Raw genomic sequence first — 18,534 nt, 5'->3', positions numbered from 1 at the left:
AAATAATTCCTCTTTCTTCATAATGGTGTAAAATTTAAAGTTAAAAAAATAGCGGGGGCATGCCCCCGCTATTTTTAGTTACACATTTTATGAGATAGTGCTAAAATCCGCTATAATCTTTTTTACAGCGGATTTTTTGTATTGGATAATCTTTATCAAAATACTCAAAAGCTTCCATCAGACCTGGTCTAAAAAAGATGAAAATTGAAATTTGGTTCTATTTTCATTCAAAATTCCTCTACGATTTTATAAAAGTATCTAAAATCCATCTATAAAAGTTACAGTTATAAGGTTTTTAGTGATAAATTAGTTTTATTTATAAACAAGGCTTAAGAGTTTGAGGTTTCAGTATTTGTGATAAATCATTTTTTTACTTACAATACTGTATTCAATTGCATTAATAACTAACTAAAACCTTGTAGAACTAATTTTTACTCCCGTAATTGTGATCAAATCAATTATTAACAATCAAAAATCACAGTTATGGTCACATTAATTTTAACAATCATCGAGACAATTTTTGGATAATCACAAATTAGTCTTAACACCTTCTGTAAGCGCGCGCAGAATCGTGTTAAAACATTAAATTTGAGAGAATACCAGAATTAATGTAGAAATTAAAAGACTCTTAAATTATGAAGAAAAGTTTTTTTAAGGCATTAGCTAAAGTCAATAAAAAGATACTTCCCAGCTTGACTAAAAAAGAAGTTGATCTGGCAAAAGCCAGCAAATTACAATTGGCACTTTTTGGCTATAAACTTTGGGTTACTAAAAATGCTTTAGACTAGTAATGAAGAAGACTGTGTAATGCATAGTTTTCAAGTTTTTTACGTCCTTCTAGAAATCCCAATTCCATTAAAAAATTACACTGAACGACAGTTCCTCCACACTTTTCAATCAATTCACAAGCAGCAGCAGCAGTACCACCGGTAGCTAATACATCATCATGTACAATTACCAGATCACCTTCAGAAATACTGTTCTGTTGAATTTCTATTGAATCATCACCGTATTCTAGGGCATAGGTTTGTTTTTCAATTTTTCCCGGTAGTTTTCCCGGTTTCCTAATAGGAACAAATCCCAAACCCATTTTTTGAGCCAATAGGATACCCAGTAAAAAACCACGACTTTCTATTCCTACAATTTTTGTAGCATTAAAACCGTACAGACCTTTAGCTAATAGATTTATCGCTTGGGCAGTTGCCTCGGGATTAGCAAGTAGCGGATTGATATCTTTAAAGATTACTCCAGGTTTTGGGAAGTCTGGAATGTCTTGAATATATTTTTTTAAATTCATTTTTTGAAGATATAGTATTTAAGCTGAAAATAAATATAAATACGCAGTATTAGAAAAATTATAACTTCTCTTTAGGTTAGAAATGCTAATAAACTTAGTAAAGGTTTTAGCATTTCGAGTTGTAGTTTTGTGTCACATTATAATTAAGAAAATTTATGCAGGTTATATTACTAAGTCAAATATTCGCGGCATTTTATGGTTTTTTAGGAATCGTTTTGGGTGCTTTTGGAGCTCACGCGCTAAAGAAAAAATTTACACCTGAGCAGATGGCCAGCTTTGAAACCGGAGTAAAATACCAGATGTATCACGCAATTGTACTTTTGGTTCTAAGTTTCAATTTAGGCTTTAGTAGCACATTAGATCAGACTATTATTATTTGTTTTATAGTCGGCACTTTTTTGTTTTCATTCTCTATTTATGGGTTGTGTTTAACCGGAGCGTTTGGTAATAAGTTGAGGTTGCTTGGGCCTGTAACCCCTTTGGGCGGTTTGTTTTTGGCTACCGGCTGGTTATTACTGCTTTATTCATTTCTAGAAAATTTTATATAAAAAAAGACCTCACGAGGAGGTCTTTTTAAAATGATTTGGGATCAAGGCTTAATTATTATAAAGATATAATGAAGATGCATTCACTAGTATATTATTCACACTTGGAGCAACATTACCACTTGTAGTAAGCGCATTGTTAAAACCTAAAACAGCTCCTGTTGCAATATCTGCAACAAATACTGTTTTTGTTTTATGATCATAAGCTACATCAATTGGGTTGTTCATTAGAGTGCTTATCCCTTCAATGATATTCTGATCAGCAAGACCTATAGTTCCACCATCTGTTGTAGCTGTAATTACAGTACTAAAATCTTGAATTACATTAATACCACCATCTATAGCTCCACCGGCTGCAAGACCTATATCTGTCATTACTAAAACATCATCAGACGCACTATATGTGATACCGTGAGTTCTGGTTATACCTGCTATGCTCACTCGTTTAGTTGGAGTAAGGCTTCCATCCATAGTATTTGTAAAGAAGTCTTCAAATATTGCTAAATCACTTGTTGTATCAACAACGGCTAAAAGATCATCACCTTTAAATGTGATTCCCCAAACCGGGAAACCAGGGTCAAAAGTGTTCTCTAATGTGAATGAACTTCCTGTATAAGAGTATACATAGAACATATTTGCAGGATTATCTGCGACAACTACTTTGTTTCCGTATACAGCAATTTCTCGAGGACTAGAAGTTGCTAAATCGCCTGTAAAAGCTGAAGTAGCACTTGCTCCACTCATTATAGACATAAAGTCGCTGTAATATTGAATTTCACCTTCAGATCTTGAACCTTGTAATAACGCATCATTTAATGCATTATAATAAATCCCCTCTGTAGAGGATGAAGCAGTAGTTACTGTTTTAAGCATTGAACCAGTACCGTCATAAACAGTTACATCACCATTTAAAGTTGATGTAGTATACAATCTTGTAGTTTGATTCATAGAAGCCATACCCGTATTACCGTCAGTTTCTTCACTAGAGAAATAAATAGAAGAAGCAGTAGGAAGATCCATGTTAAAAGACGGTGTTAAATCTCCACCGTCGCCTATATCAGTAAAACCAAGAACTTTCCCGTTTCCTACTTCAGCGATATAAATTGCACCAGTTTCTGAATCGTAAGCTACGTCAATAGGATTCCCCATCAATGTGGAAGAACCTGCCACGCGAGTTTGCATATCCACTGGCAAAACACCACCATCAGAAAGCGCATCAAATTTTGTTGAAAAGTCATTGATCACGTGAAAACCACCATCATCTGTTGCATTAGATGCAGCACCTATATCTGTCATTATCATAACGTCATCAGAGCCGTTGTATGTTAAACCGTGAGTTCTCACGATACCTTCAATGGTAACACGTTTAGAAGGTCTCATAGTTCCGTCCATAGCATTAGCTATAAAGTTAGAGAATACCGCTAGATCACTAGATTCATCAACCACTGCATAAAGATCATTTCCTTTAAAAGTGATTCCCCATACTGGAAATGGTATATCGATTGTGTAGTAAAGAGAAAAACTGTTTCCTGCTTTGTAATAAACAAAGAACTTGTTTTCACCATTATCAGAAACCACATAATAATCTCCACTTACGGCTAATTCACGAGGACTATTTAAGTCTGTAAATGTGCTGAAAGAACTATTAATAGTGGCGTTTCCTAGTGTACTTGTGCCTGCGTATGCGTCTAGCATTAAACCCGAGCGTGAAGCTTGTACCAAAAGATCAGACTCCGCGTCATAATGAATACCTTCTGCAGCAGTTGATGCCGTAGTGTAATTAACTAAAGAATCTCCAGAAATACTATATTTAAAAATATTGCCATCTGTATTATTAGTCACATATAGATCTGCCCTTCTGCCAGGGTTAGAGATTACCTCGCAAGGACCACAAAAGCCACCGCAATCAACACCAGTTTCATCTCCGTTCATAATACCGTCATTACATGTAGGTTCTATAACTACCACGGTGTTGTCATCATCATTGTTACAAGCTGTAAAAGCCACAAGTAACATTGTGAGAATACTAAATTTTGTAAAAATTGTTTTCATAAATGGTTAATTTGGATTTTAATGAGACAGTTTATCTGTCAGATTTATAAGTATTTACGAAAAGAGTAAGGAGGATGGTTTTTATGATTTTGCCAAATATTCGTTAAAGTAATTTTTAACGTTTGACACAGAAGATTTTTTAATCAAAAAAAAAGTCCTAAACAATTTGCTTAGGACTTTAGTATATAATTAACGTTGAATTTTTCACTATTGAAGGCGGCTAATCCAAATAAATAAATGAAAACATTTTTTCAAACGCTACTATTATAATAGACGATAGTATTTTTGAAGTGTTACAAGTATTTTTGAATTAATGTAAAATTAACGTTTAAAAAGTTTAGAAAGGCCATTTCCTTAAGTTTGTAGCACTATCCCAAAACATAAATTCAAGTTTAGTTGCTTCTAAAAAAGCTTCGTGCATGCGTTCTTGTTGCGCAGTGGTACAGGTTGCAGCTACACGGTCACAAGTGTTGATTGCTTGATTGACTAGGATTTCAAATTCTTCTCCAGAATATGTTTCAATCCATTTTTTATACGGGTTTTCTAGGTCATTCTGATTGTTAAAAATCACGTCGCCAACAGCTTTATAGATCCAAAAGCAGGGGAGGACGGCTGCCATTGCTACTTCTACCTGATCAAGAGCAGCGGTACTTTTTAAGTAATGCGTGTAATGATGCGTTACCGGACTTGTTTCAGTATTCTTCTCAATATTATATGCTTTAAAAAACGATTCGTGCAATGCATTTTCTACCACAATTGCGCCTTCTGCAAAACGGCTAAAGCTCAGTATGTCTTCGACTTCGTGAGCTCTTGCAGCGATAAGAGATAAAGCTCTTCCGAAGTTTTCGAGATAGGCAGAATCTTGTCTGATATAATATTGAAATTGCTCCAAAGGGAGACTGCCGTCAGTCAATTGTTTGATAAACGGCATTTCTAAAATTTTAGAATATATGGGTTGAATGCGGTGCCAGGTGGTTTCACTCCATTTCATTTTTAATAAGCTTTTGAGGATTAAAAAAGTGATTTAACGGTCCGTTGCCTTTACCTATTTTCACATCTTTTGAATGAAAAATAGCCTGATGCACATAATCTTGACCAAGCGTTACGGCTTCTAATAAAGATTTTCCTTGAGCAATATAAGAAGCAATTGCTGAAGAAAGTGTACATCCTGAACCATGCATATTTTGGGTTTCAAATTTTTCAAACTCAAACTCGTGAATGTTTCCGGAAGTGTCAAAATACAGAGAAGTGAGAACATTAGTTTTTAAATGCCCACCTTTTAATAGAACAGATTTACAACCTAACTCCATGATCTTTTGGCCGGCCTCGCGCATATCCTTTAGATTTTCAACATTCATTTCAGCCAGAATAGCAGCTTCATCCATATTAGGAGTAATGATCGATGCTAAAGGAAATAAATCGTCAACCAACTTTTTAATAGTAGGGTTTTCAATAAGTTTATGACCACTTGTAGCCACCATTACCGGGTCAAAAACAACCGGAATATTTTGATGTTTCTTTAATTTTTCGGCAATAGTAGTTGCCAATTGTGGAGTATGAACCATTCCTATTTTTACTGCGGAAGGGATAATATCGTCAAAAATAGAATCCAGCTGTTCTTTAACGACATCATTAGGAATTGAGAAAATAGATTGTACGCCTTGTGTATTTTGAATCGGAAGAGCTGTGAGTACCGTAGTTGCATAGCAACCTAATGCGGATATGGTTTTAAGATCTGCCTGTATACCAGCACCACCGCTTCCATCAAAACCTGCAATACTTAAAACAGATGGATATTTATAAATACTCATAAACTAAATTTTATGAGCTGTAGCTCTATTATTAATTCCTTGATCAATTTCCTGCTTGAGTAGTTGTGCAGCTTTAAGCGGATTTGAATTGCTACAAATAGCCGAAACCACCGCGATACAATCTGCGCCAGCTTCAACTACTTTTTTAGCATTTGAAGCTTTCATATTTCCTATTGCTACCAGCGGTTTTTCTGTTTTTGAACGTATACTTTGAACTCCATCGATACCCCAAGTTGTTACGGTGTCGGTTTTAGTATCAGTATTGTAAACAGGACTAATTCCTAAATAATCTGAAGAATAGGTTTGCTCATTATATAGTTGTTCCAGATATTCAATAGAATATCCTAAAATTTCACATTGAGGCCATTGCTTTCTAATTTCGGTAGGAGGTAGGTCTGTATTTCCTACGTGAATTCCTGCTGCACCACTTTTTATAGCAACCTCAAGATTATCATTAATTATTAATGGAACCTGATAGCGATCTAAAACCTTTTTAAGCGCTACCGCTTTCTTTAGAAACTGAGGTGTAGCGTCCTTTTTTTCGCGGAGCTGAATAATATCAACACCACCTTTTATAGCTTCTTCAGCTACTTTTATAAAGTCATAATGGTTACAAGCTTCTTCAGAAATCACAAGATATAACCGGTAAGGAAAAGACTTTGCTTTCATTTAAATTGAAATTTTTAAGGTTTCCTCAAATTCTTGTTCTTTTATAGAATGCAATTTATCTAGAATATTCACTTGAAGACTACCTGGCCCGTTACTGTATCTAGCAGCTAATTCTCCAGAAATACTCATCAAAGCTGTAGCAGCAACAGCAGCTTCAGTTTTGTTAGGTATAACCGCTATAAAAGCTGCAAGGATTGCGGTTGCTGAGCAACCCATTCCTGTAATTTTTGTCATTAAGGCATTTCCATTATGAATTTTAACCTGTTGATCCCCATCAATAATGATATCAGTTTCTCCAGAAATCACAATAATGGCTCCGTAAGTTTTATTTAGAATTTGCCCTGCCTGCACAGCTTCAGTACTGACCGATGTACTGTCTACACCTTTTGTTTGAGTTTTATTCAGCTTAGCTAAAGCCTGTATTTCAGAGGCATTTCCGCGAATTGCAGTCGGTTTTAGTTCAATAAGTCTGCTTAAAACTTCATCGCGGTAAGGAGTTGCTCCTGCACCTACAGGATCCAGAATCCAAGGTTTGTTATTATGGTTTGCTTCAGTAGCAGCGATGAGCATAGATTCTACCCAGTATTCATCTAGTGTACCGATATTGATAACCAGTGCATTGCATATTTTTTGCATTGCAGCCATTTCAGGATGCGCGTGCGCCATAATGGGTGATGCGCCAATAGCTAATAAAGCATTAGCAGTATTATTCATCACTACATAATTAGTAATGTTTTGTACTAATGGTGCTTGTTTTCTAACTGTTGATATGTGGGAATAGAGTGACTCTTTCATTAAGTATAATTTTTAAAATGATACGGCTAAAGAGTTCCTCTAAAAAAGGAAGTGAAATAAAATACTTTTCCCTACGCCGGTGTTAACCATACAGGTTCAAAGGGACTGTCTCAATTCTAAAAATTTAGAATACCCCTAAAGCCAAATCAAAGATAAAAGTTCTTTGCAGAACTTAAGTAAATGAATTCTTGTTATTTTTAATATGTGTAAGCTAATTCATTGACGGGTTGGTTGTCTTCAAAATCAAATAATCTAGAATAATCCATCACATTAGATATTCCGTCTAACTTGCACAATACAGCAACCGCTTCGCACATTCCATTAAACATAACTTCTTTAGAATTGCGGTCAACAAGCTTATTTGTTTTGTGAGATAAGGGGAGTTTATAGCCACAGCCTTTTAAAAATGCAGATTCAATTTGAAGCAACTCAAATGGAGTGTAGCCATTTAATTTTTTGCCAAGCGCTTCGTTTACTTTCCCTACGTAGGAGAGTTTTAAAGAGCCATGACCATCTGTGAGATGCTTCCAGATATCTGTGTTATTTAGAATGTTACCAACAGCACAAGTCTTGCAGCATTCAGGATTGAGTGAATCGCTGTGAAAAGCTGAGTAAAGCTTACTTATAGCCTGTTCCAGGCGCGGGGGAGTTTTCATAACAAACATTTTATTTAAAATTACAAAATAAGCGGCTAGTGGTTTAATATAAAATCAATAGAATTTTTTGTAAAGTAATTTATTTTTCTAGCTTTAACATAAATATAACAAATACAGTTTAGAGTGACTAAAATGAAGTACACCTTAGTTTTTTTCTTTCTTACATTCAGTATTTCTACTTCTCTTTCCGCAAACATTTTTCGGCAAAATATTGATAGAGATCTTGTTTATAAACAAATAGAAGAATCAAAAGAACTTGTATACAAAGACTATTCTGGTGCTCTGGGATTATTAAGTAAAGCTTATAAGGAATCTCTTGAACTAAAAGACTCTTCGCTAACTGCGGAAGTTTTATACGCTGCTGGATGGATTTATTATATCAAAGGTGAGTACGATGATTCTCTTACACATTTTTTAGATGCTTTAGACTTATACAGAAAGTCAAAAAATGGTGAAGGAATTGCTAAATCATTGAAGGGGCAGGGATTAGTAATTCAAGCGATAGATAGACATACTGAGGCGCTAAAGATATTCGAGCAAGTTTTACGCATTTATGAAAAAATAGAGAAACCTCAATTGACAGGCTCTGCGTATATAAATCAGGGAATTTCTTATTTGGAATTGAATGATTATGCGAATGCAGAGAAAGTACTCAATAAGGCTTTTGTAGTCGCAGAGCGTTATGATCTAACCGGGATTAAACATCACTATTACAATAAATCAGGAGAAGTTGCATTTCAGCAAAAAAAATATTCTAAAGCTTTAAACTATCATCAGGAGGTTATAAAAGATAGTATGAATGCTAATGATTGGGAGAAATCTTATGCTTATGCCGGGGTAGCTCAAGCTTATCTAGAACTTGGTGAAATAAATCTTGCAGAAAAATATGCTCTGCGAGCTGTAGCCTTTGCTAAAGGATCAGAATCAATATGGGATTTAGAAAGAAATACCGCAATATTATCAAATATCTACAAAGCTCAAAATAATCTGGAAGCGGCATTTGAATCGCTCAGTATAAACCAAAAATACCGGGATTCGCTATATAGCATAAAAACTGCACAGCAGGTTAATATTATGCATCTTGAAGAAAAAGAGTTAGAAAATAAGCGACTAAACGATGAGGTCATTTTAAAAGAAAAAGAACTTGCACTTACACGATTACAGCTTTTTGGAGTTATACTATTGGCGATTCTACTTGTGGTAATCCTTTTTCTAATTTGGAAAAATTCAAGGCAAAAGGAAGTTTTTTCAGAAGAATTACGTCAAAAGAATGAAGTTATTGAACGAAATCACGAGATCATTCTCAAGCGCAACATAGCTTTAGATAGTCTTAACGCAAATAAGGATAAACTTTTTGCGATAATATCTCACGATTTAAGATCGCCCATACTCTCCATTCAGCAATTACTAGCTATGAATGAATCTGAGATGATAAGTCCGGAGGATTTTAAAATTCTTAACAGTAAGTTGAAAGAACAGGTCAATGCGACTTTAGTGATGATAGACAATTTATTACAGTGGTCTCATTCGCAATTAGACGGAGTTTTGGTAAATCCCGTTGTGGTAGATTTACCCTCTAACGTGTTGACCGTTATAGAAATTTATAAAGCAGGAGCAAACTTTAAAGACATAAAGATTAAGGTTGAAGAACCAGAGTTTATACCTAAAATAAAAGTTGATAAGGGACATTTATCTGTGATTTTACACAATTTGATCTCAAATGCCCTGAAATTCTCTTACAGCGGTAAGGATATTTTTATAAAATATCTGGTAGATGAAAATTTTGTTACCCTTATCATTATAGATCAAGGTACCGGTATCTCAAAAGAAAAGATCGAAGAATTAAAGTTGTCGCAAGAGCAGATTCTATCTAATTTAGGTACAGGTATGGAAACTGGAACTGGGCTGGGGCTTATGATGGTTAAGCAATTTTTAGAGCTGAATGAAGCTAAATTAGATATCAAGAGTAATCCGGGAAAAGGAACAGAATTTAGAATATCATTCAAAAAAGATTGAGTTTTAGCTTGCTTGAGTTTGTTATTGAATAGCTCGCGGTTGTTCATCGTTTTGAACCAAAATTACTAAGCGAAAGGAAGAGTATAGTTCGAGTAGATTTATTAGGGCTTTAGCGTAAAAAATAAGTTTTAACTGTCTTCCTTATGGAAACATATCGCAACGACAGGCGTACCATTGTTTTGTGAATTTCTCGAGCTCGTCAAGATATTTATTAATAGCTTCTAAGCCTTCCGTGATATGTTTATCGTCCTGTAATTTAGGGTATAGTAGTGTTGAAACAACGCTGATTTCAGAAGGAATGAGCATGCTTTTGACACGCTCTTCTAAAATATTAAACTCATTATGATTGGGTAATTGTAGCTGAAGCATTTTTTTAATTCTGAGTGAAGCTTAAAGGTAATTAATCAAAAGCGTTTCAAGAAAGGATACATATCGTGATTAAAAATCTTAACAAGATCATTTTTAAATTATGTACTACATATTAATTTCTTTTATTTATTTTTATAGAAAATATCATTTCAATTCTTATGAAGCAGATTATTACCGCTTTACTGATCACAAATATATTAGCTGGTTGTAAAACTGAAAAAAAGGAAGCACAAGAGTCACAAGTTGTCACTGACACAATAATTGCGAACCCCATCCTTGATGGCTATTATGCAGATCCTTCAATAGTTCAGGAAGATGGCAAATTTTACATATACGCTACTAAAGATCCTTGGGGAAAAGATGATTTAGCTTTTTTAGAATCTTCAGATTTTAAGAGTTGGGAATTAAAAGAATTAAACTGGCCTACTAAAGAAGCTTGTACCAGTCCTACTTCAAACGGGTCTATGGTCTGGGCTCCTTCGGTTGTTAAAGCTAAAAATGGGAATTACTATATGTATGTTTCTGTAGGTAGTGAAGTCTGGGCAGGAGTGGCTAAAAGCCCTGAAGGACCTTGGCAAAATGCAAAGGAAGATAATACACCTTTGATTACACGAGATCTATTTCCGGAGTATCATATGATAGATGCGGAAGCATTTATTGATGATGACGGGCAAGCTTATTTATACTGGGGCTCTGGGCTGAATTGGGTGAACGGTCATTGTTTTGTGGTTAAGCTCAAAGAAGATATGATCACATTTGATGGAGAAATTAAGGATGTTACACCAGAAAATTATTTTGAAGCTCCAGTAATGATAAAAAGAAATGGTATCTACTATTTAATGTATTCTGACGGAAAAGTTATCGAAGACACCTACAAAGTGCGTTATGCAATGGGGGATAATCCGTTTGGCCCATTTAAGGAGGCTGAAACAAGCCCTATCTTAAGTACTGCTTCAGATTCTATAACCTATAGTCCTGGGCATCATACGGTATTTTCAAAAGAAGGACAGGATTATATCCTTTACCACAGGCATTCTGCAAACTCACCAGAATCTACAGATTTGCTTCGCGAATTGTGTGTTGATAGTTTGAACTTTACTAAAGACGGACTTATTGAAAAAGTAAAACCATCAGGGATAGCACCGTTTTAATCCTGAATAATGGACTGGGTTAATTGGTCTATAGGACTTTTAATAAATGTACCTATCTGATAATCCCTATTTTTAAACTCCTCGATAATAAGATCTTGAGTGTAATACGCTATAGATCCTATAAAGTGTGTAGGGTATTTTTTAAGCTCTTCCTGATAGGCATACAATTGCTTATCTATAAATTTTTTAAGTTCTTGGTTTAACATCAAGTTTATAAAAGGCTTATTCCTGTTTTCTATAGCAAATCTCGCAAATCCTGCCAGATATTTATTAGGAAACGGTCTCTGATATAATTGTATCAAAACCTCTTCCAATTGCGGAGTAAAAGTGGTTTCAAATTTAGCTTGAAGTGTTACAGGCATCAACTGGTTAAAATAGGCTTTAAGTAAAGCTTTACCGATTGCGTTCCCGCTACCTTCGTCTCCTAGCATATATCCTAAAGAAGGGTTTTTCTGAATTATTTTGGTTCCATCAAAAAAGCAGCAGTTAGATCCCGTTCCTAAAATACAAACGATACCGGATTGGGTAGTAGCTGCTTCTACAGCAGCATCGAGATCACCTTTTATCTGAATTTGGATATCAGGACTGAAAAAATCTTGAAGAATCTTTTTTAGTTTTTCGTCGGTCTCCGGCGTTCCGCAACCGGCACCAAAAAAATAGATTTTTTCAATTTGCTCCTTATTATTAGCTAATGCTTTTTCGTTTTCTAAGACCTTTTTAAGTTCTCTAGAACCCAATACCATAGGGTTAATGCCCAAAGTCTGAAATTGATGCAGGACTGATTTAGTTTTATCAATTATCCGCCAGTCACATTTGGTAGATCCACTTTCGGCAATTAAAATCATTAAAGAAAAATTAGATTAATAATAAAAGGGCGCCATTTTTTGCAGACGCCCTCTTTTCACCAGAAACAATTTAAAAAAACTCAAAAAACTCTCGTTTTAATGCGCTGCCATAGTTTCACCAGAACTACAGTTGCAATCAGCGTGAGTAGCGTTAGGATGCTGGCCTTGGTATAATAACCATAGATCCAGTATCCGGTGCTGAACAGTGCACCATATATTGTAACACAACCTACAAGGGTAGCCAATATTCCTGCCGGTACAGACCATTTTTGATTGGTCGTTACTAAAGCAGCTCCCGCACTACGCGCTTTTGTAAGAATGCGCGCCCAACCGGGACCACCGGGCTGTGTCTGTTTGTAAAAATCAAATAGAGTCTTGTCTTTCTCAGGTTTGGTCAAAAAGGTAACCGAAAGCCAAACAACAGAAGTAAGCAATACAATAACAGGATAGGTAGACCAATTAGGCAACACACCATCTGCTTCTGCTGTACCGAAAAGAACGACACCTAGAGAAGTAAAGTTGAACAGGATGGAGATAATCCCTGAAGAGAACATCGCTGAAATCTCACTCCAGGCATTGATGCGCCACCAGAACCAGCGTAAAATAAAAATGAGACCGGTACCTGCCCCGAACATCAAAATTATATTGAACAACTGATAAGCATTAGTAAGCACCAGTGCCAAGGCAGAACTTACTACCATCAACAGTACCGTTGAAATTCGTCCTACATTAACCAGTTCTTTTTGGGAAGCTTTAGGCTTTACATAACGGGCATAAAAATCATTGACCACATACGATGACCCCCAGTTTAAATGGGTGGATATTGTAGACATATAAGCCGCAATAAGCGAGGCCATAACCAGACCTAAAAGTCCGGTTGGTAGCTTCGTCAGCATTGCTGAATAGGCTAAATCATCTCCCAGTTTACTTTCTACAATATTGGGAAAAGCTTCGTGAATACTGGCTATATCCGGATAAACCACCAGCGAAGCCAGAGCTACCAGAATCCACGGCCATGGGCGCAAAGCGTAATGCAATGCGTTAAAGAAAAAGGTGGCGCCTATGGCGTGATTCTCATCCTTTGCAGCCAGCATACGCTGGGCGATATACCCACCGCCACCGGGCTCAGCTCCCGGATACCAGGCGCTCCACCATTGTACGGCAAGCGGAATAATCAGCAGGGTTATCAACGTACTGGTATCATCAAAATCAGGCAAAATATTGATCTTATCTATCACCTGCGGACTATTCATCAGTCCGGTCATACCGCCTACTTCCGGCAGGTTGACACAATAATACGCTGCACCGATACCCCCGGCCATCGCTGCAAAAAACAGTATGAAATCGGTATACACCACGCCTTTAAATCCACCAATGGTACTGAATATCACGGTTACCAATCCGGCATAACCTATGGTTTCCAGGGGTGTTAATCCCAGCATAATCTGCCCGATCTTGATCGCAGCTAAAGTCACGGCACTCATCGCAAGCACGTTAAAAATCACACCTAAATACACAGCCCGAAAACCACGTAAAAACTTCGCAGGTTTTCCGCCGTAACGCAATTCGTAAAATTCAATATCGGTATTGACTTCAGACTTCCTCCAGAGTTTAGCGTATACAAAAACGGTAAGTAAACCGGTGATCAAAAACGCCCACCACACCCAGTTACCGCTTACGCCCTGATTCCGTACAATATCGGTTACCAGGTTTGGAGTATCGGTTGAAAAGGTGGTAGCTACCATAGAAATACCTAAAAGCCACCACGGCATATTTCTACCCGAAAGAAAATATTCTGAGGAGCTCTTACCCGATTTTTTTGCAACCAAAAGCCCAATAATCAAGGTTATTGCAAAAAAGCCAATGATAATGGCATAATCAAGTGTTTCTAGAGCTACCATACTTTACTTATTATTTCTATTATTATTGTTATTACTATTACTATCTGGGGCAGTAAGGTACTTTTAATTTTTAGAAATGATAGCGCATAAAGGCTTCCATCGCGGCATACTCTGCAAGACCTAACGCCCGATACTTCTGTGCGGTTTCTTTATTTCTATCTTCAGCACGTACCCAGAATTCTCGTAAATCTTCCCCCTGAAACATCACCCCGTCTTTTTGGGACTGGTGGTAAAAAATGGCCTGACGTTTTTTAAGTACCTGATCCGGACTCATCGGCACAGCCATTTCGATCTCGTGCATCTCAAACTCATGCCACGCGCCGCGGTATAACCACACCCAGCAATCGTTCATATACTTTTCCTGTTTGAGTTGCTCCAGCGATTCAAAAATGATATTGAGGCATACTTTATGCGTCCCGTGTGGATCAGCGAGGTCGCCGGCAGCATAAATCTGATGGGGTTTTACCGTTGAAATAAGTTCGTTTACAATATTTACATCTTCCTGAGACATCGGGTTCTTCTTGATTCCACCGGTTTCGTAAAACGGAAGGTCTAAAAAGTGTACCTGCTCATCAGGAACGCCTTCAAAACGCGTGGCACCCAGTGATTCGCAACGTCTGATCAGGCCTTTTAACTGACGTACTTCAACCGGATCGATCTCGTTACGTTGTTTGTTCTTAATCTGTTCTGCAATTTTACTGAAACGCTCGCAGTCGTTATTACCCATTAGCGCGGAAACTTCAGCAAATTTTAGGGCCTCAGTATCGCTTACGGCTATATTTCCTGAAGTCTGGTAGGCGATATGTACTTCGTGGCCCTGCTCTACCAGGCGGTCAAAGGTACCTCCCATAGAGATCACATCATCATCAGGGTGCGGACTGAAGATAATCACCCGTTTCTTTGCCGGTTCGGCACGCTCCGGTCTATTGGTGTCATCAGCCCCGGGTTTACCGCCGGGCCATCCGGTGATGGTATGCTGCAGCTTATTGAACATCTCAATGTTCAGGTTGTATGCAGAACCTTGCAAGGCAAGCAGATCAGACATTCCGTGGTCGTTATAATCTTTGTCGGTAAGGCTTAAAATTGTTTTGTTGGTCTTTTGACACAACCAGAAAACAGCCTTTGCTGTCAATTCTTTGGTCCAGTCACAAGTACCTACCAACCACGGGGTTTTAACACGGGTCAATTCTGAAGCAGCTGCATCATCGAGTACAAAAGTGGTATTCTCGTGTTCCTGCAAATAGGTTGCCGGAACAATTGAAGATATCTCACCTTCTATAGTTTCTTTTAAAATTTCGGCTTTATTCTGACCCCATCCCAATAGCACAATGCGTTTGGCATTCAATACGGTATTGATCCCCATTGTAATCGCCTTTTTAGGAACGTTGGAAATTCCTCTAAACGATCCCGCCGCATCGGCACGGGTTAAGTAATCCAAAGTAATCATTCGGGTACCCGAGTTGAAATGCGAACCCGGTTCATTAAAACCAATATGCCCCGTACGACCAATTCCCAAAAGTTGAAAATCCAGTCCGCCGGCTGCTTTTATTTTAGCTTCGTAAGCAATGCAAAACGGCTTAACCTCTTCCTGAGCGATAGTTCCGTCCGGAATGTTTACCTGATCGGCAGGAATATCCACGTGGTTGAATAAATGCTCGTGCATAAAATACTGGTAACTCTGCACATCAGACTTATCCATCGGCCAGTATTCATCCAGATTGAAGGTGATCACATTCTTAAAACTCAACCCTTCTTCTTTATGCATACGCACCAGTTCGGCATACACATTTATTGGGGACGATCCCGTAGCAAGACCCAATACGCATTTCTCACCGGCAGCTTCTTTGCTGCGGATCAAATCAGCGATCTCCTGAGCTACAATAGCCGAAGCCTGTGTTGATTGTTCAAAACTGATGTTGTGTATCTTCTCAAAACGAGTCTCCTCAAACTTACCAGCGGGTTCATATTTAATCAACGTCGAATCTTTAACCTTTAGTTCCATATCTATTGAATAACTTTTCAATCTTTAACTACCCAGAAAACCCACTATTTTTCAAAATTTTACATCTTCTAACGACACTATCAGGCTTTCTGAAGATGAAATTCCCAATTTTATTAACTATTTCAAAAAAGATTCGATAGACAACGGCTTTAAGAAGCTAAATAACACCTTAAAGTTGTACTAGTAGGAGTTACTCAAAAATAATCTCCCCGGCTTCTACCCAGTTTTTATGCATCACCTGACTATTGTTCAGCGCTTTACCGTTTACTTTAAAAGTCGCTGTTTTATAGTTATTTCTTGTAGATTGGTTTTTAATAGTTAGCGTTTTGTTACTGTAAAAATCAGGGTTTAAATGAATTCTCACCGTATCAAATTGCGGTTCAGACAAAGTATAAGTCGCTTCTCCCGGAGTCATTGGATAAAAGCCCATCATCGCATAAACAAGCCAAGCACTCATAGTCCCCGTATCATCATTACCAGGAAGACCTGCAGGTTTATTGGTGAAATACGTATCGATTAGTTCTGCTACTTTCTCACGAGTCTTATAACTTTTACCCGGTAGATAATTATACAAAAACGGGTATGAAATATCAGGTTCGTTTGCCATATCAAACTGATCTTCGGCGAAAAGAGCGTCTAGTTTTTCTTCAAACTTCTTTTCACCACTCATTAACTTAATCATCCCCTTAATATCGTGAGGTTGCATAAATAAATATTGCCACGCATTCCCTTCTATAAAACCAGGATTTTCTGTAAAGTTTGCACCGGCTAATGGGTCAAAAGGTTCGTACCAACTGCCATCACTCATTTTAGGCTGTAAAAAGCGGGAGTCCTTATTGTACATTTTCTTATAAGAAAGTGCGCGTTTTGTAAACCGCTTTGCATCCTGTTTCTTGCCTAATATTTCCGCTAATTGAGCTATCGCATAATCTGCAATATTGTATTCCTGCGTCGTAGAAACGGGGCCTGCAACATCAGAATCAACACTTACATATCCATTATCAATGTATTCTCCCAATCCCGGTCTCAACGGATTTCCTTCGCGAGTATCGGCACTTTTCAGCATTGCTTTATAGGCTTTATCAACATCAAAATCTGTGATTCCGCGTGCATAGGTATCTGCTAAAACCACTGCAGCCGGGTCACCCACCATTGTGAACGTTTCGGTGGCATTAAGTTCCCACTTGGGCAACCAAGCATTCTGATCGTAAATATCCAACATTGAATTTACCATATCTAATTGCTCCTGTGGATACAATAAACTCATCAACTGATGATAATTGCGGTACGTGTCCCAAAGAGAAAAAACGGTGTAGCGCGTTCCTTCAGTATGTTTTACTGCGCGGGTTTTCATCGCGGGGTATTCGCCATTGCTATCATTTAAGATACTAGGAGCAATCTGAGTGTGATACAAACCCGTGTAGAAAATAGTTTTATCATCTACACTTCCGCCTTCAACTTCAACAACGCTTAATTTATCATTCCAGGCCTGTTTTGTTTGCTTATAAACCGCATCAAAAGAAGCGTCACCCACTTCTTCATCCAGGTTTTCACGTGCATTAGCAACACTCACATACGAGATACCAATCTTCATAACAACCTGTGTAGGCTTATCAAAATCATACTTAAAATAAGCTCCTATACTATCACCTACCACCTCGCGCATAAATTGCTCTTTAAGACGTGTTTTGCCGTTGTAGCCCATCCATTGTGCTTCTACCCCGTCGTATTTTGCAGGTTTATCCCAAATCCCGTAATTAGCCGGTGTTTCAGAAATGCGGGCTACAAAATAAATAGGATATGCACTCTCGACATTGTTGTAACAAAATGAACCTACCATGCGATAACCTTCTACTTCCGTAGGTGAATTAAATTTAAGCACAGCGCCTTGCTCGTTAGTTAAACCCAGCCCAAGATTGAGTAGTAGATTTGCTTTCCCGGCAGGAAAACTATAACGACTTACACCTACGCGGGTGCTGGCCGTTAATTCGGTTTTTACGTTGTACTTATCCAATTCAACCGAATAATAACCGGGCTTTGCAACTTCATTGGTATAAGTGGTTCCGTATTCTAAATGATCTGTTTGAAGTTCTCCGGTAGTAGGTATACTTAGGATCACCCCAAGATCTGGGCAACCAACTCCACTCATATTTACGTGACTAAAACCGGTTAAAAAGGTATTTTCATTCACATAGGGGTTAGACAACCAGCGACTGTCTTTTTCTAAAACATTTTGCCTTCCTGCCACATTAAATGGCGAAACACTCGCCATACCTCGTGGAGCAATCGCTCCAGGATTAGTCGCTCCAAAATTTGAAGTCCCGATAAATGGATTCACGTAGTGTGTAAAATCTTGTGTTTGCGCTTTCGCGAAAAAGCCAATCAACAATCCTATAAAAAGAGTTGCTTTTTTATGTAAAATCAT

16 protein-coding genes and 1 riboswitch are annotated in these 18,534 nt (G+C 37.6%); of the genes, 4 read left to right on the top strand and 12 right to left on the bottom strand.

Going from position 1 to position 18,534, the window contains the following annotated elements; translation table 11 throughout:
- Positions 1 to 635 precede the first annotated feature (635 nt).
- Positions 636 to 788: an SsrA-binding protein gene (locus tag DSM02_RS14555; RefSeq protein WP_128766297.1), complete on the top strand. Its 153-nt coding sequence runs from the start codon at positions 636 to 638 to the stop codon at positions 786 to 788.
- On the opposite strand, the gene DSM02_RS14550 is transcribed toward DSM02_RS14555, so the two are convergent.
- A complete protein-coding gene (locus DSM02_RS14550) occupies positions 785 to 1,297 on the bottom strand; it encodes an adenine phosphoribosyltransferase (RefSeq protein ID WP_128766296.1) in 513 nt (170 codons plus the stop codon). The genes DSM02_RS14555 and DSM02_RS14550 overlap by 4 nt on opposite strands.
- 155 nt (positions 1,298 to 1,452) lie before the next feature.
- On the opposite strand from DSM02_RS14550, the gene DSM02_RS14545 reads away from it, so the two are divergent.
- Entirely contained in the window at positions 1,453 to 1,845 is a 393-nt protein-coding gene (locus DSM02_RS14545; protein ID WP_128766295.1) for a DUF423 domain-containing protein, read from the top strand.
- Positions 1,846 to 1,893: 48 nt separating this feature from the next.
- Here DSM02_RS14545 and DSM02_RS14540 read toward each other — a convergent pair whose 3' ends face one another.
- The 6 genes from DSM02_RS14540 to DSM02_RS14515 all read right to left on the bottom strand — a co-directional run bounded on the left by DSM02_RS14540 (position 1,894) and on the right by DSM02_RS14515 (position 7,825).
- Positions 1,894 to 3,894: an autotransporter outer membrane beta-barrel domain-containing protein gene (locus tag DSM02_RS14540; protein ID WP_128766294.1), complete on the bottom strand. Its 2,001-nt coding sequence runs from the start codon at positions 3,892 to 3,894 to the stop codon at positions 1,894 to 1,896.
- 337 nt (positions 3,895 to 4,231) lie between these two features.
- Positions 4,232 to 4,885 (bottom strand): thiaminase II, encoded by a 654-nt coding sequence (gene tenA / locus DSM02_RS14535; protein ID WP_128766293.1) that lies wholly within the window; start codon positions 4,883 to 4,885, stop codon positions 4,232 to 4,234.
- Positions 4,872 to 5,705: a bifunctional hydroxymethylpyrimidine kinase/phosphomethylpyrimidine kinase gene (gene thiD / locus DSM02_RS14530; RefSeq protein WP_128766292.1), complete on the bottom strand. Its 834-nt coding sequence runs from the start codon at positions 5,703 to 5,705 to the stop codon at positions 4,872 to 4,874. The genes tenA and thiD overlap by 14 nt, the downstream gene beginning before the upstream one ends.
- Positions 5,706 to 5,708: 3 nt before the next feature.
- Positions 5,709 to 6,374 (bottom strand): thiamine phosphate synthase, encoded by a 666-nt coding sequence (gene thiE, locus DSM02_RS14525; protein WP_128766291.1) that lies wholly within the window; start codon positions 6,372 to 6,374, stop codon positions 5,709 to 5,711.
- Positions 6,375 to 7,169: a hydroxyethylthiazole kinase gene (gene thiM, locus DSM02_RS14520; RefSeq protein ID WP_128766290.1), complete on the bottom strand. Its 795-nt coding sequence runs from the start codon at positions 7,167 to 7,169 to the stop codon at positions 6,375 to 6,377. It lies immediately after the preceding gene.
- Positions 7,170 to 7,220: 51 nt separating this feature from the next.
- A riboswitch (TPP riboswitch) is annotated at positions 7,221 to 7,316 on the bottom strand.
- Positions 7,317 to 7,366: 50 nt separating this feature from the next.
- The gene (locus DSM02_RS14515; protein ID WP_128766289.1) at positions 7,367 to 7,825 is read right to left on the bottom strand and encodes a Na(+)-translocating NADH-quinone reductase subunit F; all 459 of its coding nucleotides are present in this window, start codon (positions 7,823 to 7,825) and stop codon (positions 7,367 to 7,369) included.
- 132 nt (positions 7,826 to 7,957) lie between these two features.
- Here DSM02_RS14515 and DSM02_RS14510 point away from each other — a divergent pair, with 132 nt between their 5' ends.
- A complete protein-coding gene (locus DSM02_RS14510) occupies positions 7,958 to 9,841 on the top strand; it encodes a tetratricopeptide repeat-containing sensor histidine kinase (protein WP_128766288.1) in 1,884 nt (627 codons plus the stop codon).
- Positions 9,842 to 9,982: 141 nt separating this feature from the next.
- Here the strand turns inward: DSM02_RS14510 and DSM02_RS14505 are convergent, their stop codons facing one another.
- A complete protein-coding gene (locus tag DSM02_RS14505) occupies positions 9,983 to 10,210 on the bottom strand; it encodes a hypothetical protein (RefSeq protein ID WP_128766287.1) in 228 nt (75 codons plus the stop codon).
- Positions 10,211 to 10,368: 158 nt separating this feature from the next.
- Between DSM02_RS14505 and DSM02_RS14500 the strand changes: the two genes are divergently transcribed.
- Positions 10,369 to 11,361 (top strand): family 43 glycosylhydrolase, encoded by a 993-nt coding sequence (locus DSM02_RS14500; RefSeq protein WP_128766286.1) that lies wholly within the window; start codon positions 10,369 to 10,371, stop codon positions 11,359 to 11,361.
- On the opposite strand, the gene DSM02_RS14495 is transcribed toward DSM02_RS14500, so the two are convergent.
- From DSM02_RS14495 to DSM02_RS14480, 4 genes are all read right to left on the bottom strand, one after another.
- The gene (locus DSM02_RS14495; protein WP_128766285.1) at positions 11,358 to 12,206 is read right to left on the bottom strand and encodes a BadF/BadG/BcrA/BcrD ATPase family protein; all 849 of its coding nucleotides are present in this window, start codon (positions 12,204 to 12,206) and stop codon (positions 11,358 to 11,360) included. The genes DSM02_RS14500 and DSM02_RS14495 overlap by 4 nt on opposite strands.
- Before the next feature lie 80 nt (positions 12,207 to 12,286).
- Positions 12,287 to 14,107 carry a sodium:solute symporter family protein gene (locus DSM02_RS14490; RefSeq protein ID WP_128766284.1) on the bottom strand — a complete coding sequence of 607 codons (1,821 nt, stop codon included), beginning with the start codon at positions 14,105 to 14,107 and terminating at the stop codon, positions 12,287 to 12,289.
- Between the two features lie 70 nt (positions 14,108 to 14,177).
- Positions 14,178 to 16,109: a glucosamine-6-phosphate deaminase gene (gene nagB, locus DSM02_RS14485; protein ID WP_128766283.1), complete on the bottom strand. Its 1,932-nt coding sequence runs from the start codon at positions 16,107 to 16,109 to the stop codon at positions 14,178 to 14,180.
- Between the two features lie 190 nt (positions 16,110 to 16,299).
- The gene (locus tag DSM02_RS14480) at positions 16,300 to 18,534 is read right to left on the bottom strand and encodes a GH92 family glycosyl hydrolase (protein WP_128766282.1); all 2,235 of its coding nucleotides are present in this window, start codon (positions 18,532 to 18,534) and stop codon (positions 16,300 to 16,302) included.

This window comes from Leeuwenhoekiella polynyae (assembly GCF_004104075.1).
Lineage (GTDB): Bacteria > Bacteroidota > Bacteroidia > Flavobacteriales > Flavobacteriaceae > Leeuwenhoekiella > Leeuwenhoekiella polynyae.
Note: the sequence above shows the minus strand (reverse complement) of the source record. Positions and strands in the feature narration are given on the sequence as shown.

Excerpts from the sequence above, each read along its gene's own strand:
- DSM02_RS14555 (WP_128766297.1), top strand. The coding sequence starts at position 636 with ATGAAGAAAAGTTTTTTTAAGGCATTAGCTAAAGTCAATAAAAAGATA.
- DSM02_RS14550 (WP_128766296.1), bottom strand. The coding sequence starts at position 1,297 with ATGAATTTAAAAAAATATATTCAAGACATTCCAGACTTCCCAAAACCT.
- DSM02_RS14545 (WP_128766295.1), top strand. The coding sequence starts at position 1,453 with ATGCAGGTTATATTACTAAGTCAAATATTCGCGGCATTTTATGGTTTT.
- DSM02_RS14540 (WP_128766294.1), bottom strand. The coding sequence starts at position 3,894 with ATGAAAACAATTTTTACAAAATTTAGTATTCTCACAATGTTACTTGTG.
- tenA (WP_128766293.1), bottom strand. The coding sequence starts at position 4,885 with ATGAAATGGAGTGAAACCACCTGGCACCGCATTCAACCCATATATTCT.
- thiD (WP_128766292.1), bottom strand. The coding sequence starts at position 5,705 with ATGAGTATTTATAAATATCCATCTGTTTTAAGTATTGCAGGTTTTGAT.
- thiE (WP_128766291.1), bottom strand. The coding sequence starts at position 6,374 with ATGAAAGCAAAGTCTTTTCCTTACCGGTTATATCTTGTGATTTCTGAA.
- thiM (WP_128766290.1), bottom strand. The coding sequence starts at position 7,169 with ATGAAAGAGTCACTCTATTCCCACATATCAACAGTTAGAAAACAAGCA.
- DSM02_RS14515 (WP_128766289.1), bottom strand. The coding sequence starts at position 7,825 with ATGAAAACTCCCCCGCGCCTGGAACAGGCTATAAGTAAGCTTTACTCA.
- DSM02_RS14510 (WP_128766288.1), top strand. The coding sequence starts at position 7,958 with ATGAAGTACACCTTAGTTTTTTTCTTTCTTACATTCAGTATTTCTACT.
- DSM02_RS14505 (WP_128766287.1), bottom strand. The coding sequence starts at position 10,210 with ATGCTTCAGCTACAATTACCCAATCATAATGAGTTTAATATTTTAGAA.
- DSM02_RS14500 (WP_128766286.1), top strand. The coding sequence starts at position 10,369 with ATGAAGCAGATTATTACCGCTTTACTGATCACAAATATATTAGCTGGT.
- DSM02_RS14495 (WP_128766285.1), bottom strand. The coding sequence starts at position 12,206 with ATGATTTTAATTGCCGAAAGTGGATCTACCAAATGTGACTGGCGGATA.
- DSM02_RS14490 (WP_128766284.1), bottom strand. The coding sequence starts at position 14,107 with ATGGTAGCTCTAGAAACACTTGATTATGCCATTATCATTGGCTTTTTT.
- nagB (WP_128766283.1), bottom strand. The coding sequence starts at position 16,109 with ATGGAACTAAAGGTTAAAGATTCGACGTTGATTAAATATGAACCCGCT.
- DSM02_RS14480 (WP_128766282.1), bottom strand. The coding sequence starts at position 18,534 with ATGATTTTACATAAAAAAGCAACTCTTTTTATAGGATTGTTGATTGGC.